Consider the following 16,445-nt stretch of genomic DNA (forward strand, 5'->3'; position numbering starts at 1 on the left):
ATTCACTTTAATAGTAATACAAAGTATCGTGGGAAAGTTGGTTTAAATATTACAAAATATCGAGAGTTACCAAAAAATAACATATCCTCTTTTTCACTATTAGTATAGAAAAAATACCGAAGAAAATTAATTCTTCGGTATCGCTAGATCTTCCTCATCTTCTTTAAACTTATCGAGAATCGTGATTGTATCAACGAGATGATTGTTAAAGATTTGCCTCGCAACGGCTAATAATTCAAAAATCATCGGGTCTTTCAATGTATAAATGACTTTGTTTCCTTCTTTCGTACCGGAAACAATATTCTTCGCTCTTAGGATTGTTAATTGCTGTGAAACAGCTGAACCTTCACTGCCAACAAGGGTTTGAATTTCGTTTACATTTTTATCCCCTTCAGCAAGAAGTTCTAAAATGCGGATTCTCAAGGGATGTGCCAGTGCTTTGAAAAATTCCGCTTTAAACCGTTGCATTTCAAGATTCAAATTGTCCACTCCTATACTTTATTAGAAAGTAGCAGTAAGTTTTGCTCTGCTTCCCTCTACTGCCTCCATGGCAGATAGCTTTTTACACTCTCTAAATGCGTAATGCTTACAGCCAAGGCATTTATTTTTGTTAATATGCTCAAGGGCATATTGAAGGGCTTCTCCTGTGTGTTCAAAAAAATGCTCTTCACCAATAATTGAATATAAACCAGTCTTTTTCAAGACATTTTCCGGTTGCTGATTTAAACCCGATATCATCACTATACCATTTTTTGAAAAGTGACGAACGATACTTGATAAAGTTGCTTCTCCCGTCGTATCCATTAACGGAACCTTACTCATACGCAACAAGAGGATATTTGGTCGATAATTAATGGTGCTCATGATTGTTTTTTCAAACGTTTCAGCGGCGCCGAAAAATAACGGCCCCTCTACATTAAAAATACTTATTTGCGGGCAGTCATGTGTATCTGAAACGATTCCTGTCTCTACCTTTTCATGTTTATGTTTTCGATTTGGTAAAGCTTTAGCCGTTACCATAACATCACTCATTCTTTTCGCAAAAAGAATCGCAGACATAACTAAGCCTACCTCAACTGCCATCGTCAAATTGACAAAAACGGTTAATAAAAACGTAACGGTTAGGACAAGAGAATCTGTCGATTTTGTTTTAAAAATATGTGAAAATACTTTTCGCTCACTCATATTCCAAGCAACGACCATCAAAATTGGGGCCATACTTGCTAATGGAATAAATGAGGCATACGGTGCAAAAAATAACAAAACGAACAAAACAACAATTCCATGGATAATTCCAGAAAACGGCGAAATCGCTCCATTTTTAATATTTGTTGCAGTCCGAGCAATCGCACCTGTAGCAGGAATTCCCCCAAACAATGGGGTAATCATATTGGCAATTCCCTGCCCAATCAACTCTTTATTGCTGTTGTGCCTGCTATTGGTCATTCCATCGGCCACAACCGCTGATAACAATGATTCTATACCGCCTAGCATGGCAATGATAAATGCAGGTTTTATAAGCCTGACTATCATTTCTAAGTTCATACTAGGAATATGAAGCTCGGGTAACGTACTTGGGATTTGACCATAGGCTGTTCCAATTGTCGCAATTTGACTTGGATAAAACAATGTTGCAATAACAGAGGAAACCACTAAGCCAATCAGCGGACCTGGTACTTTTGGTGCAATTTTTGGAGTAACGATAACGGTTACTAAACAAATACCTGCTGTTAGAATACTAAAAATATTAATGGTATCTAAATGAACAAAGATTTCTTGAACATTTTTTATAAATTCCTCGTGTTTCTTTATTCCTACTAAACCTAAGAAACTAGCAACTTGACCAATAAAAATCGTCACCGCTATCCCTGTTGTGAACCCAATGGTTACTGGTCTAGGAATATATTTAATCAGTGATCCAAGTTTAAATACACCCATTAATAACAAAATGATACCGGCCATAAATCCGGCGATGAGGAGATTCTCATAGCCGTAGGTCATTACAATACCAAATAAAATGGGAATAAACGCGCCTGTTGGGCCGCCAATTTGATACTTCGATCCACCAAATAAAGAGATAAGAATCCCTGCAACAATCGTCGTATAGATTCCATACTCCGGCTTCACTCCTGAAGCAATAGCAAAAGCCATCCCAAGTGGAATTGCGATTACCCCGACAATCAATCCTGAAAGGAGATCCTTTGGTACACTCCTTAAAGAATAATTATGGAATCTTTTGTCAATAAACATATCAACCCTTCTTATCTTCTTATTTTTGTATATCTGATTATTTGAATATATGGTAATTCAATTCATAAAGCAAGTATTTTGTTTTTAAAAAATAGAATTTAATTTTAACAAAATTACTTGTTAGTTCAGTGCGACCATGTTACAATAGCTAAGCGATGAGCTGAGTTGTGTAAGTCGAGAAACATTCCTTTTTGGAGCACATGTGGAGTGTGGTTTTTCGCCTCAATACGCAAAAGACGTCTGTGTAAACAGGCGTCTTTTTATTTTTTTAAAAAATTGGCACTTTTTACCTAAGTTTTTTATAATATATATAGGTTTGCATTTTTAAAAAGTGGAGGGAAACATATGAATAACCATGAAATTGACTACAAGATCTATGGGGATGACATGCAGTTTGTCGAAATAGAGCTTGATCCACAAGAAACGGTTGTTGCTGAAGCAGGAAGTTTTATGATGATGGAAGATGACATACATATGGAGACTATTTTTGGCGATGGTAGCGGTGCTAGTGCTGGAAGCGGCCTGATGGGTAAGCTGTTTAGCGCCGGTAAACGGGTGCTTACCGGTGAAAGCTTATTCATGACCGCCTTCACCAATAGCGGCATGGGCAAGAAACGGGTGTCATTCGCTTCCCCTTACCCTGGTAAGATTATCCCAATGGACTTAAGCGAATATGGCGGAAAAATCATTTGTCAAAAGGATGCCTTCCTTGCGGCAGCTAAGGGAGTACAGGTTGGAATTGAATTTCAGCGAAAAATTGGTGCGGGCTTCTTCGGCGGCGAAGGGTTTATCATGCAAAAGCTGGAAGGCGACGGGCTTGCTTTTGTTCATGCGGGCGGAACGATTATTAAAAAGGACCTTTTACCCGGCCAATCCTTACGAGTGGATACCGGCTGTTTAGTGGCGATGACCAGCAGTGTTAACTATGATATTGAATTTGTAAAAGGCGTTAAAACGGCATTGTTTGGCGGGGAAGGCTTGTTCTTTGCTACTCTTCGTGGTCCCGGTTCCGTTTGGATTCAATCATTGCCATTTAGCCGTCTAGCAAGCCGTGTATTTGCTGCAGCACCTTCTCGCGGCGGAGCGAAAGACGAAGGTAGCATCGCCCGAGGAATTTTTGATATGTTTAATGGTGACTGATTTGTTGGTTTTATTAAATTCTGTAGAGTAAAAGACGATTCGTGCGACCGAATCGTCTTTTTTATTATTTAATATCCAACTTCTTTAGTTCAGTGTATGCTTGCTCTCGTTGAAGATTATACGATTGCCATGGTAGGTCTTCAGTAAGGGCTTCCTGTTTTCTCTCTAGGAGTATTTTTTTTAGGTCAGGTATGTTCTGATTTTTTTCATAAAGATCGACTAAGCCTAATACCCCTCGATAGGACAAGTTATTAAGGTAATGAACATCAATCTTTTCGCATGTCTCGTAGCGATTCATATTTTCTTTTACAACGATTTTATCTAAATCAATAATCGTAATCGCTGTATAGTAGATTAATGAAGTAATAAAATAAAAGTGAAATAACGATAACTTCTCCACCCAAATCTTCACTAGTGTATACGTAAAAATGACGACTAAGAAGATCATAAACGAATGGACCAGCACTCTTGTGAACGTAAATCCATAGGCGTCTTCATACATACTTAAACGCAGGAACGCGGAACTTAGCATCACGGAGCTCGCCAAGACGAGGATGGTCAGCATGATTTGCAGCCCCCGCCGCAAGAAACTTGAAGTGCGATTCACGAAGGTTAAAACGATTACTGTCATCGATAAATTGATGAGTGTGACAAATAATAGTTCAAAAAAACCTTTTCTCGCATACTCAGCAAAGGTATAATCCGCTTGCAATGTTCCGCTGAAGAAATACCTAAATTGTACGACTGTAAACAAAAGATAAACGGCATTGATAATGATAAGAACCGTAATTGTAATAATTCCATCCAGCTGAAATTTTTTCCCATATATTTGTTGTTGATTTACGTTCAAGTGTTTCTTAACAAGAATTTGCATAAAACCGAAGAAAGCAAAGGTGAGGAACAGAATTATCATTAGCCTCATCGTTCGCTCCACATTTATGACATGAAACCATTGAGGAACGCCGCCAATTAATCGTTCAAACTCAGTATCTGCCGAAATGAGTAAGTTCAAAACAACAAACAGAATGGGCAGTGATATGACAATCCCAAGGATTACTTTTTTCCAGATGATTAATTTATCCTCTTTTACTCCTTGTTTTAAGCTCTTTCCAAACAAGGCGGCAAAACCTATATTAAATTGTAAGGATTGAATCAGTTTGGTAAAAATAAAAGGAACAAAGGCCGGTTTATTCCAGCGGATATTTTCCGGGCTTGTGATTAAGACCAAGTGAAAGATTACTAACCCAGGGATGACCAGTATATTTAAGCCGTAAAATAGTTGGTTATTATTTAGAAAGTAACTAGCTGACAGAAGCCAAATACAACAAATAATCAAGTACCCTAAACGCTGATGTGAAAATTGATAGCGGCGGTATCGCCACATAAATACAGAGTAAAAACCTGAAATAAATACAAAGTACGAAATTCCTATCTCACTGCGAAAAAAAGCTTCTTCTCCTAAAATCCCAAGTAATAAACAAAGAATTAAAAAAATCCCATCCGATTTCGTAATTTTCGATTCCATCTTCATCCCTCTTTTACATTGAATTTCTATATATATAGTTTTACTAGGTATATAAGCAAAAAAAACTGCTTATATCGATGCTTTCCTCCCCCATCGATAGCCAATCCAGCTTACCGGGTAGAGAATGATGGTAAAAAAGATACAAGCAATAATAAATGTTTTGGTTAATAATGGGGCGAACCAAGAATGTGGGATAACATGGAACACAGTTAGGACCATTAAAAGCAAGTTAGGAATCAGCGAAAGTAAAAATGTTTTTCTAAGGAGCGCTCTTCCATTATGCCCAAATCCTTTTCCAATTTCATAACCCAGCAATGCCCAAAAAAACAAATACAGAAAAGCAATTAGGGTTGGAATTGCCGTCAAGTGATTCCAAATGGCCGATAGCCATTCCCACTGATAGAGATTATGCGCCAACGTTAGTAAACTGCCTCCACCAAAGAAAAGAATATTTAAGAGGATAAACACCCATTTCATATTACTTGGGGTAACAGAAAACTCTTCTCTCCAAGACTGTGCAATTTCTTCAGGGCTGCCAAGCCGGGATACAATCAGTTTATAAACCATTTCCTCTTCTTGGCATTCAAATGATTCAATCAGAATTTCATCGATATGTGAAGCATATTCGCGAAGAATCTCCTCTTTATCTAATTGGTCTCCTAGCCCTTTTGCCAGTTGTTCAAGAAACCTATTCTTCGGCCGTTCCATGCTTTGATCTCCCTATCACTTTGTTCATTACTTTAACAAAGTCCTGCCATTCACGCGTTTTTTCATCCAATAATTCTTTCCCAGCCATGGTTATCTTGTAATACTTACGTGCTGGACCTTTCTCCTGCTCCTGCCAATAACACTCAATGTATTCTTGCTTTTCAAGCTTATGAAGTGCCGGATACAGAGTCCCCTCTTTCACACTCAAGTCATTATCACTGCGCTGTTCAAGCTCTTTTACTAATTCATAGCCGTACATATCCCGCTCGTTTAGCAGCTGAAGGAGGATTAATGAAGTACTACCCTTTACTAATTCACGATTAAACATTTCATCACCTACCTAGATATATTAGGTACATAGAAATTCTATACCAAAGGATTCTGATTGTAAATAGCTATAAAAAAATAGTGGTGATTTTTTTATCACCACTACGGTTAACCTTCCCTATTTGACTCTTCCGTTATTTCTTAGAACCTGAATGTTTTGGTTCCGTTCCCCGCCATCAGATAATTCCTCTGAAAACTCAAGTTTTGCTTCGTCGCCTACTAATTCACCATGCTTGATGGTCCTCCGCGGCATATTATTATTGGGTGCAGCTTGTTCATTCCATTTTCCCATCATCATCACCTCGATAAATAGTATTTGAAATTTACTACAACTTATCCAACTAATAACAGAAAAAACGCCTGGATTCCCAAGCGTTTAGTTGTATTAAATGACCATTTTTTTATTTTCGTTTAATTCGATTTCATGTTCATCGACCATATCATGTTCACGAAGCTTTTTAATTCTGAAGTGGTAAATCAAATAACATGCTCCTACGAAAGGTGCTCCTAAATAAAGAGCTAATCGTTGGGCTGGGTCAAACGCTAAGCTAACGAGCACGGAAACATTTAATACCAATCCAAGAATTGGTAGAAATGGGTAAAGTGGTGTTTTGAATTTAAGATCGGCAACCTTGCCGCCTTCACGGATAAATCTCCTGCGGAAGGCAATTTGTGAAGCAGTAATCGAAATCCAGCCTACTTGAGCACCTAAACCTGCTACGGAAAGAAGCCACATAAAGACTGTTTCTTCTGCAAAGAAGCCTGAGAGCAATGATAATAACGCAATTCCTATTGTGAATAATAATGCGTTAATTGGAACGCCGCGTTTATTTACCTTTGTGAGAAATGGACTGGTCATTTTTTCTTTGGACATCGCATATAGCATCCGCGTACCAGCGTATAAGCCAGAGTTAGCAACAGAAAGCAGGGCTGTAAGGATAACAAAATTCATAATGTCCGCAGCATATGGAATGCCGATACTGTCAAAGACAACAACAAATGGACTTTCAACAACCCCGGCTTTTTCCATCGGAATTAATCCAGATACAACAAAGATCGCTAAAACAAAGAAGAATAGGGTACGCCAAACTGTTTGCTTAATTGATTTTGGAATCGTCTTTTCCGGGTCTTCACTTTCTCCTGCAGCGATCCCAATCAATTCAGTACCCTGGAAGGAAAAGTTAACCGCAATCATGGTAACAATCAAAGCAGAAAATCCGTGTGGTAAAAATCCGTGTGCAGTAAAATTAGTAAAAAATGGTGCCGCTTCGCTGCCCTTCATGTCGATTAATCCAAACATGGCAGCTCCACCTAAGGCGATAAACAGGATAATTGCTACAATTTTTATACTTGAAAACCAAAATTCCGCTTCACCAAATGCACGTGCAGATAACGCATTCAGTAAGAATAAAATGACTGCAAAAATGCCGCTCCAAATCCAGACTTGAACATCAGGAAACCATCTTTGCATCATTTGCCCGGCAGCTAGGAACTCTAATGCAACTGTAACGGACCAGCCTAACCAGTAAAGCCATCCTAGTGCAAATCCTGTTCCAGGGCCAATAAATTTCGTTGTATACGTTTGGAACGACCCTGAAACTGGCATGGCGACCGACAATTCACCGAGACAAAGCATGGTTAAAAACATAATAAATCCGCCAACGATATAAGCAAGAATTGCCCCAATTGGGCCAGCCTGACTAATCGTGTAGCCTGAGCCTAAGAAAAGTCCTGAACCAATGACCCCTCCCAGTGAAATCATGAAAAGATGTCTCGTCTTCATGGTCCTCTGAAGTTCATGCGTAGAATTGTTCTCCTGCAAATTCATAAAAATCCCCCTTTTTCCCCCTAAAAATCCCCAAAAAAGAATGCGCTTTCAAATATTTTAGCACCAAAATATTAGGATAATTTTTTTGTTAATTGTCTAGTTTTGATACATCTATTTGCATACTAAATTATATGAAAATAGTGGATTTGGCTCAAAAGACATTAATTTCTAAATTATCACTATATTTTTAAATATTAAAATGCAATTTTCGTGCCAACATTAAATTGCCCGCCTGTGAATATTTTTCGAACAATATCGCAAAATATTATTGCACGTTGATTAAATATTTTGCACCTTTCCTGCAAAAATACGTTTTCCACAAAAAAGGAAAGACTATATTTCTATCAGGATTTTTCAATCAAGGATTTGATCTGTTAGATGCCAATATTTTTTGCTTATTCATTCTACTTTTTTATCATTCTGCAAATTTATTTTGCATTATTACGTTTTTTTTGATTAAATAGGTGCATAAAGGATTAAGCAAAGGGAATGAACACATTGGAGAAAACAAATCATACAGTCCATTACCTGCAGTATGTAAATCGAATCTATAAACGAATTTTAGATGAAGTAGATGTCGGTGTCCATGCTGTAGATGAAACCGGAAAAACGATTATTTATAATAAAAAAATGATGCAAATGGAGTCGATGGACCTTCAAGACGTCATCGATAAAAATCTATTAGATGTGTTTATGTTTAAAGACGATCAATCTAGTACTCTTGTCAAAGCGATCCAAGAAGGAAAAGAAACCAGTAATGTAAAACAAACCTATTTTAATAATAAGGGTCGCGAAATTACGACTATTAACAATACTATTCCAATATATTCAGATGAAAAACTACAGGGTGCAGTTGAAATTGCTAAGGATGTAACAAAGCTGGAACGGCTGATCAAAGGCAATATGAATAAGGCGTCTACCCGTTATACCTTTGATAAAATCATTGGAAACAGTCCTGCCATTAAGGAAGTCATTGAATCAGCTAAACGTGCTACCCGGACCTCCTCCTATGTATTGATTGTCGGAGATACAGGTACAGGGAAAGAACTTTTTGCTCAAAGTATTCACAATGGGAGTGGTCGATTAACTTCACCATTTATTTCGCAAAACTGTGCCGCTTTACCAGATAATTTAATCGAAAGTCTCTTGTTTGGAACTAAGCGAGGTGCCTTCACAGGTGCAGTTGATACCCCGGGGCTATTTGAACAGGCCAATGGCGGAACGATTTTACTTGATGAGATCAACTCCTTAAATTTAAATCTTCAGGCAAAGTTACTTCGTGTTCTTCAGGAAAAAACCATCCGGCGAATCGGAGATACGAAGGATACACCTGTTGATGTACGGGTTATTGCTAATATGAATGAAGATCCTATCGATGCGATTGCGAATAATCGGATGCGTAAAGATTTATATTATCGACTTGGCGTTGTAACTATTTTTGTCCCACCCTTAAAAGAGCGCAAAGAAGATATCCCCCTACTGGTTCAAAGTTTTATTGAGAAATACAATGAGCTGTTTCAGATGAATGTAAAGGGCTTGTCTGAGGAGGTTAAACAGTCTTTCTTTGAATATGACTGGACGGGAAATGTTCGTGAACTTGAGCATATTATTGAAGCCGCCATGAATATTATGATTGATGAAGAATGGATTATGTACTCCCATTTACCATATCAATACAGAAGTAAAATGCAGATGAAAGAAAGAATGATTCCTCTTTCCACCGTTGACCATTTTATTAAAGAAAATTCAGAGTTAGCTGTACCACTAAAACATCAAATGGAATTATTTGAGAAGTCATATATTGACCATATTTTAACTAAAAATAATTTCAATGTTTCGAAGACAGCCCAACTCCTCGGATTAAGTCGTCAAAGCTTACAGTATCGGATGAAGAAATTAAACATTAATGGGAAATGAATGATATGAAAATGGAGAGCGATTAAGCTTTCCATTTTTTTTATTTACATGTTAAAACACTCACCAAAATATGTTATTTTACATAAAATTATTATAGAAAAGTATTGATGTTTGATAAATGGAAACTTATATTCAAACGCCTCCCCCAGATGCTATAAAGTAATACAAGCATAATAATTCCATTTTTTCTCCATACTAAGAAGAAAAAAGACGAGGTGAATAAAATGGGACTACTTAACTCTTTTAACCAATGGAAAGAGACCAAATACCAAAATCATGTCTCCAATATGAAAGACCAGGCCAAATGTCCTGATTGTTATGGTCGTGGCTATACGGTGTATCCCTATAATGAATTTGCATACTTTAATTCGTTTGAATGCCCAGGATGCCAGGGCAGTGGTCAATATACAGATTGGGAAGAAATGAGGTAACAATTTGCACAAAAAAAATCCCTGCATCAAATCCGTCATTCGGTTCGAGGCAGGGATTTTTTTGTCATGAATGTTACTTTTATATATAGCATGCATCCTTCTTACTAGTTAACTGCGTTTCTTTACTTGGCCTTGGTAAGCTTTGGATGTCCTTACCTCTACCGTCAGCGACCCATTTCTTACGATTGCCTTTAACATTAAGGGTACACCAGCTGTATTTTGAAATCTAAAATCTTTGCCGCCATAGGATACGGTTGCATCTCTTCCTAATGGCACGTATCCAACCTTTAAAGAATGATGATTTTTTTCTATATACTGTACTGCTAGTTGATCGATTGCATTATATAGCGTAGATGAAGTTTGGCAAATCCCCCCGCCATATCCTTCGACTAATTTTCCGTCATTAATCTCTTTCGCCTTTTGGTATCCATGCTCCGCATCACTCGGTCCAACAGTCGTATTAAACGAGAAGGAATCCTTGCTGCCAAGGATGACATTGTTAATTGCTTGTGCTGATAGTTTGATATTTTCCGTTCTTCCGGCAACACCATTATTAAAATACGTTGTATATGAGGCAACTACCACTTCATCTAAATGGGCTGCGTCCTCTTCTTGATATCCACTTGCGGTTACATATAAAGGAAGCTCCACATTGCCGCCTTTTTCTGATACCAAGAGAATCTTTTCAATCAATTCGTCCTCTTCAAGGATTGTTTGAGGTGATCCTTTAATAACCTGACCATTTTCATCCAGCCTATCAAGCACCATTCGCTTGTCAAACCCAGGCGTCGATTGTGTTCCCCGCGCTAATTCTCTTGTTATTTTTGCAAGTTCTGTTTTATAATTTCCGGGATCCGTTATATACCCTAAATCCTTCGTATTAAAGGTTTTTACTATGTCTTTCGAATTGGGATCAATAATATTTACGTATACAGGCCTAGCTTCCTCCCGTTTCCGCTCTTCTTCACGTTTCTTTGCTTCTTCCAGTTTTTTTTCTTCTTGTACCTTTTTCGCTTGTTCGATTTTCTGTTGCTGTTCGGCTGCTTTTGCCGCTTTTTCTTTTGCGGTTTGCTCCGAGCACCCCGTCCCAATTAAACACACTGCTAATAATAATGAAATTACCCAATTTTGCTTCGCCATTTTCTCCAACTTGACTCCTTTTTAAGCCTTATGCCCTTTTATACTATTTTAGACGATTTCAAATGAACATTGTTACATATGACTCTTCTATTCTATTACATTTTCCTGCTGAAATACTGGACATGTACATTTTTAATAAAAGAAAAAGAAAATGATATTCGATTCATCATAGGCTATTTTTAGGGTGCGTAGCAAATAAGCCCATGGCCTCATATGTTATAATTAAATTAGAATTCAATTATAACTCATTACACCTCAGGATACACTTCTTAAACTCCCACTCTGGTTTATTCTTGAAAGTTTACTTTTTTCAGCTCCCGGCTATTACCTAAAATGAAGGGGGAATTGTCATGATAGAAATCTTCATTCTTCTTATTTTTCTTTTATTTTCAATTTTTCTTGTTTTGGGCGTTCTTTCCCATGTCAATCGAAATCGAAGTCGATGGATTTACTACTTACTTTCAATTATCTGTTTATTAGGTGTTGTATTCCTGTTGTTTTTTGGCAATTGGAACACTACAAGCCTTAGAAGTGGTGTAAAGGTCGATTTACCTACAACTGAAAAACCTTCAACGCCAAGACAGGATAATGGAACAAACTCTGGAAACGAAAACCCACCCGAAAATGAACATCCTCCAGCTGAAGAACCTTCCGAAGAAGAACCTAGTAATCCCGCACCCACACCATCTGAGAAAATTATCGTTCCTGAGAATAAAACGGTCGACTATAAGGTCGTTAAAGGAGATACATTATTCTCAATCGCCAAACGTGCAAATGTAACGGTTGAAAAAATTAAGCAATGGAACAGTCTCCCCTCCGATGTCATCTATGTTGGTCAAATATTAAAGCTTTATGGGAAGAATGCTGAGCCGATACCGCCCGCAGAGCCACCAAAACAAGAGCCCACGCCTACAACAGCCTCATCGGTGATTATTTCCAACGGCAGCCTCCAGCAGAAAAAAATCGCACTAACCTTTGATGCTGGTAGTGATGCAGTGGGCATTGGGATACTAGATGTGTTGAAAAAGCACAATGTCAAAGCCACCTTCTTCCTGACTGGAAAATGGGTAGTGAAATATCCAAGTCTCGCTAAAAGAATAGCCGATGAAGGACATGACATAGGTAACCATTCCTATTCCCATCCGGATGCAGTAAAAACAACAACTAGTGCTTTTAAAAAGGATATCATTAAGGCAGAAGAAGCCATAAAGTCTGTAACAGGAAGGACTCCGCAGCCGTATTTCCGCTTTCCATTCGGCTCATACAACACAGCCGCTTTAAAAACTGCCGGAGAAGCAGGTTACCCTTACAGCATCCAGTGGTCACTAGACACGATTGATTGGCAGCAGCCTGCGTCTGAGGTAATTATCTCCCGCATTAAAACTGGAGCAAGTAACGGGGACATCATCCTCATGCATATCGGCGGAATAAATACCCCTGCAGCAGTTGATAACGTAATCCCATGGCTAAAAGCCCAAGGATACCAACTAGTTCCATTGAGCGATTTATTAGAATAATAAACGCGCAAAATAATGGTGCCTGACACTCCGAGTGTCAGGCACCATTTAAAAAGAATTTATTTCAGCAATAAATTAGACTATTAATCTTTATCTAATAAAGCAGCACCAGCGATTCCAGGTTCGGTCATTTCATATATATTCAAAATGATATCTAATTCTTCTTCGCTTAAAACATCATACTTTAGACATAATTCACGAACTGACTTGCCGGTTAATGTTGCTTCCCTTGCTATTCTTGCTGCCACTTCATAGCCAAGATGCGGATTAACCGCAGTAATAATACCCACGCTTTTCTCAACATTCTCTTTTAAGTGGGCCTCATTCGCCTCAATCCCTACAAGACAATGATCTGTAAAGGAACGGAATCCGTTGTTCATAATACTAATTGATTGAAGTAGATTAAAGACTAATACTGGTTCCATGACATTCAATTCCAATTGACCTGCTTGTGAAGCAAGACAAATGGTATGATCGTTTCCGATGACTTGGAAAGCGATTTGATTGATCAACTCTGGCATAACCGGGTTTACTTTTCCCGGCATAATCGAAGAACCTGGCTGACGGGCAGGAAGAGAAATCTCAGCAAGTCCTGCACGTGGACCTGATGCCATCAACCGCAAATCATTAGCGATTTTTGACATGTTCATCATACACACCTTTAATGCTGCAGAAACTTCGGTATAGGCATCCGTATTTTGAGTAGCATCAACTAAATGCTCCGCATTCAGCAACGGTAATCCACTGATTACTGTTAGTTGTTTGACGACATCGACAATATATTTTGGGTCCGCATTTAATCCTGTACCAACGGCTGTTGCCCCCATATTAACCTCATATAAATTACCACGTGAAAGATGAATCCGCTTAATATCTCTTTCGAGCACTCGAGAATAAGCTTCAAATTCCTGTCCAAGTCTAATGGGAACTGCATCCTGAAGATGAGTACGGCCCATTTTGATCACTTTTTCAAATTGCTTCGCTTTATCCTTAAAGACCCTCTGCATATCTTTCATCGTCTCAAGCAATTTTTCAAGTAATCTAAGTGTTGCGATATGAATAGCAGTCGGAAATACATCATTCGTCGACTGTGACATATTCACATGTGTATTCGGACTTAAATGCTTATATGCACCTTTTTCATGTCCTAATAATTCTAACGCCCGGTTAGTAATCACTTCGTTTGCATTCATGTTCATGGATGTCCCTGCCCCGCCTTGGATGGGGTCAACAATGAATTGGTCATTCCACTTTCCTTCGATAATTTCATCAGCTGCTTGGCAGATAACGTCGCCAAGTCCACTATAAAGCCTTTTCGTATTCATATTTGCAATTGCTGCTGCTTTTTTTACCATCGCAAGGGCATATATTAATTCCTCATGAATTCGATAACCTGTAATGGGGAAATTTTCAACTGCTCTTAGAGTTTGAATACCATAATAGGCATCTGCCGGTATCTCTTTTTTTCCTAGAAAGTCTTGTTCCATTCTTTTTGTGTCCATCATTAGCTGTCTCCCACCCTTTAAAAAACTTTATCACACAAAAATAATACCAGTTTAAACTATCTATGTCTCTGTTTTTACAGTATTGATTAATTGAAAGACTGATTGAACTTCTCCAAAAGTACCCCAAAAAGTTTGCGTTCTTCATCAGACCAGTCTTCTAGCAGTTCGGTAATTCGCTTCAATCTTTCCTGTTTATAGTCAGATAATTCCTTTGTACCTTGCTCAGTTAACTGAAGAGAATAGGCCCTGCCATCCAATGGATCGGGAATTCTATACAAATAATCTTTATGCTCTAAAGCCGCAGCTTGTCGACTGACTGTAGATATATCTAACTTGAATTCCTCTGCTAAAACTTTAACCCCTGCTGCCCCCTTTTCTTTGATACGGCGAAGGATTAAATAGGCAGATCGATCAAGATTCCCGAATTTTTTATTGCTCGAAATTGAAGTAGTTCGACGAATCAGAATTGCTAGTTCAAGTTCAATCATTTCTAATGCATGTACATCCATATCTTTTACCTCACTGTTAACCTTATTTCCACATATTATTAATGATAACATACGAACTTTTGATAAGTAATCACCGTCTAAATTTCATTGCAAAAGCACTATTGACGTAGTGTAAATTGATTGTATAATACAATTACATACTTTCATCATACAACTAAATCAAAAAGATGGAAACAAAAAACAGGGGGAATAAGATGTCACCAAGACCGGAATCTAAATTAGTAGCATCACGACAGCTATCGGAGGCGAACACTGAAAAGGCAGGTTTACTTACCCAGCCTAAAGCAGTTTGGGCTGTTTTTTTTGCAAGTATTATTGCGTTCATGGGGTTGGGACTTGTTGACCCTATCTTACCGGCAATTGCCGATCAATTAAATGCCTCACATAGTGAAGTAACCTTACTATTCACTAGCTATAATGCCGTCATGGCTGTTGCCATGCTTATTACAGGCGTAATATCAACAAGGCTGGGCATCAAATGGACATTACTCTCTGGTATCGTGATTATTGCATTATTTTCCGCACTAGGCGGCTTTTCAAACGGCATTTGGACACTTGTTGGTCTTCGAGGCGGCTGGGGACTTGGAAACGCATTGTTTGTGGCAACAGCATTATCTGCTATCGTATCCTTGTCGAACAGTGGAACAGCAAAAGCAATCATCTTGTATGAAGCAGCAATCGGACTCGGGATTTCAGTTGGTCCCCTGCTGGGCGGGTGGCTTGGGGCTATATCATGGCGAGGACCTTTTCTTGGGGTCGCCACTTTAATGATCATTGCCTTTATTGGCCTTTTCATCCTCATGCCAAAATCAACTCCTCAAAATACGGTAAAAGCTCGTACTTCATTATTAGATCCATTTCGTGCTTTAAAGCATCGTTCACTATTAGTTTTTGGGATTGCAGCAGCCCTGTATAACTTTGGCTTCTTCACTTTGCTGGCATATGCACCATTCGTGATGGGCTTGGATGAACACGGATTAGGCTTCGTATTCCTTGGTTGGGGAATCTTACTGGCTGTCACCTCTGTTTTTATGGCTCCCAAACTTTCCGAATGGTTTGGTACCATAAAATCGATGTGTATGATGTTAATCTTGTTTGCACTCCTTTTGGTTGCAATGGGTATCTGGACATCAACCCAGTGGGTGATCATCGCCGCTGTTATCCTGGCAGGTGCGTTATTAGGAAATAACAATACACTCATTACTACAGCCGTGATGAATGCAGCCCCTGTTGAAAGGTCAACGGCATCTGCAGCATATAGCTTCCTCCGTTTTATTGGGGGTGCCATTGCACCATTTACGGCTGGCAAGCTAGCCGAAATCTACAATCCAAGTATTCCATTTATTGTTGGGGCAGGATTTGTCTTAGTGTCGGTACTTTTTATCTGGGTCAATAAACAGCATGTACAGCATGTCGATGATATTGGTTTAGGCCACTAATGTTAATTAAAGGATCTGGGGTTATTCTAACGGTTACTTGTGAGATGCAAAACGGTTAATCACAAACCTAATCCATAGCAAATCACATGAATTTCACAACACAATTCACAGTATATTGCACAGTAAAAAAGGCTTAGAGAAGCATAAATCTCTAAGCCTTTTTTTCATAAAAGCACCAGTAAGTTGTACAAGTCCATTTGACGCTAAAA

Annotated in this window: 15 protein-coding genes; 5 read left to right on the forward strand and 10 right to left on the reverse strand. The window is 38.5% G+C overall.

The window, feature by feature from the left end:
- Positions 1-126: 126 nt before the first annotated feature.
- A complete protein-coding gene (locus BDR01S_RS00465; RefSeq protein WP_066253432.1) occupies positions 127-480 on the reverse strand; it encodes an ArsR/SmtB family transcription factor in 354 nt (117 codons plus the stop codon).
- A 21-nt stretch (positions 481-501) separates the two neighbouring features.
- Complete coding sequence (locus BDR01S_RS00470; protein WP_066253429.1) at positions 502-2,250, reverse strand: SulP family inorganic anion transporter; 1,749 nt, start codon at positions 2,248-2,250, stop codon at positions 502-504.
- A gap of 345 nt (positions 2,251-2,595) precedes the next feature.
- On the opposite strand from BDR01S_RS00470, the gene BDR01S_RS00475 reads away from it, so the two are divergent.
- Entirely contained in the window at positions 2,596-3,390 is a 795-nt protein-coding gene (locus BDR01S_RS00475) for a TIGR00266 family protein (protein WP_066253426.1), read from the forward strand.
- 64 nt (positions 3,391-3,454) lie between these two features.
- On the opposite strand, the gene BDR01S_RS00480 is transcribed toward BDR01S_RS00475, so the two are convergent.
- From BDR01S_RS00480 to BDR01S_RS00495, 5 genes are all read right to left on the reverse strand, one after another.
- A complete protein-coding gene (locus BDR01S_RS00480) occupies positions 3,455-4,915 on the reverse strand; it encodes a DUF4153 domain-containing protein (RefSeq protein ID WP_066253424.1) in 1,461 nt (486 codons plus the stop codon).
- 69 nt (positions 4,916-4,984) lie between these two features.
- Positions 4,985-5,623, reverse strand: a complete 639-nt coding sequence (locus BDR01S_RS00485) for an HAAS signaling domain-containing protein (protein ID WP_066253423.1) — start codon at positions 5,621-5,623, stop codon at positions 4,985-4,987.
- Entirely contained in the window at positions 5,604-5,951 is a 348-nt protein-coding gene (locus BDR01S_RS00490; protein ID WP_066253419.1) for a PadR family transcriptional regulator, read from the reverse strand. Before BDR01S_RS00490 ends, BDR01S_RS00485 begins: the two co-directional genes overlap by 20 nt.
- 117 nt (positions 5,952-6,068) lie before the next feature.
- A complete protein-coding gene (locus BDR01S_RS25610) occupies positions 6,069-6,242 on the reverse strand; it encodes a hypothetical protein (protein WP_166254322.1) in 174 nt (57 codons plus the stop codon).
- Between the two features lie 93 nt (positions 6,243-6,335).
- On the reverse strand, positions 6,336-7,778 hold the full coding sequence (locus BDR01S_RS00495) for an amino acid permease (RefSeq protein WP_066253416.1): 1,443 nt from the start codon (positions 7,776-7,778) through the stop codon (positions 6,336-6,338).
- A 498-nt stretch (positions 7,779-8,276) separates the two neighbouring features.
- On the opposite strand from BDR01S_RS00495, the gene BDR01S_RS00500 reads away from it, so the two are divergent.
- Positions 8,277-9,695 carry a sigma-54 interaction domain-containing protein gene (locus BDR01S_RS00500; RefSeq protein ID WP_280513215.1) on the forward strand — a complete coding sequence of 473 codons (1,419 nt, stop codon included), beginning with the start codon at positions 8,277-8,279 and terminating at the stop codon, positions 9,693-9,695.
- Between the two features lie 224 nt (positions 9,696-9,919).
- Positions 9,920-10,126 (forward strand): methionine aminopeptidase, encoded by a 207-nt coding sequence (locus BDR01S_RS00505; RefSeq protein ID WP_066253411.1) that lies wholly within the window; start codon positions 9,920-9,922, stop codon positions 10,124-10,126.
- A gap of 108 nt (positions 10,127-10,234) precedes the next feature.
- On the opposite strand, the gene BDR01S_RS00510 is transcribed toward BDR01S_RS00505, so the two are convergent.
- Positions 10,235-11,266: a VanW family protein gene (locus BDR01S_RS00510; protein WP_066259919.1), complete on the reverse strand. Its 1,032-nt coding sequence runs from the start codon at positions 11,264-11,266 to the stop codon at positions 10,235-10,237.
- 350 nt (positions 11,267-11,616) lie between these two features.
- Here BDR01S_RS00510 and BDR01S_RS00515 point away from each other — a divergent pair, with 350 nt between their 5' ends.
- Positions 11,617-12,783: a polysaccharide deacetylase family protein gene (locus BDR01S_RS00515; protein ID WP_066253409.1), complete on the forward strand. Its 1,167-nt coding sequence runs from the start codon at positions 11,617-11,619 to the stop codon at positions 12,781-12,783.
- A gap of 83 nt (positions 12,784-12,866) precedes the next feature.
- Here BDR01S_RS00515 and aspA read toward each other — a convergent pair whose 3' ends face one another.
- Complete coding sequence (gene aspA, locus BDR01S_RS00520) at positions 12,867-14,285, reverse strand: aspartate ammonia-lyase (RefSeq protein ID WP_439951468.1); 1,419 nt, start codon at positions 14,283-14,285, stop codon at positions 12,867-12,869.
- Positions 14,286-14,374: 89 nt separating this feature from the next.
- Positions 14,375-14,797: a MarR family winged helix-turn-helix transcriptional regulator gene (locus tag BDR01S_RS00525; RefSeq protein WP_066253404.1), complete on the reverse strand. Its 423-nt coding sequence runs from the start codon at positions 14,795-14,797 to the stop codon at positions 14,375-14,377.
- A 194-nt stretch (positions 14,798-14,991) separates the two neighbouring features.
- On the opposite strand from BDR01S_RS00525, the gene BDR01S_RS00530 reads away from it, so the two are divergent.
- Positions 14,992-16,236 (forward strand): MFS transporter, encoded by a 1,245-nt coding sequence (locus BDR01S_RS00530; RefSeq protein ID WP_066253402.1) that lies wholly within the window; start codon positions 14,992-14,994, stop codon positions 16,234-16,236.
- Positions 16,237-16,445 lie beyond the last annotated feature (209 nt).

Source organism: Neobacillus drentensis NBRC 102427 (genome assembly GCF_001591445.1).
In the GTDB taxonomy this organism is placed as follows: domain Bacteria; phylum Bacillota; class Bacilli; order Bacillales; family Cytobacillaceae; genus Neobacillus; species Neobacillus drentensis.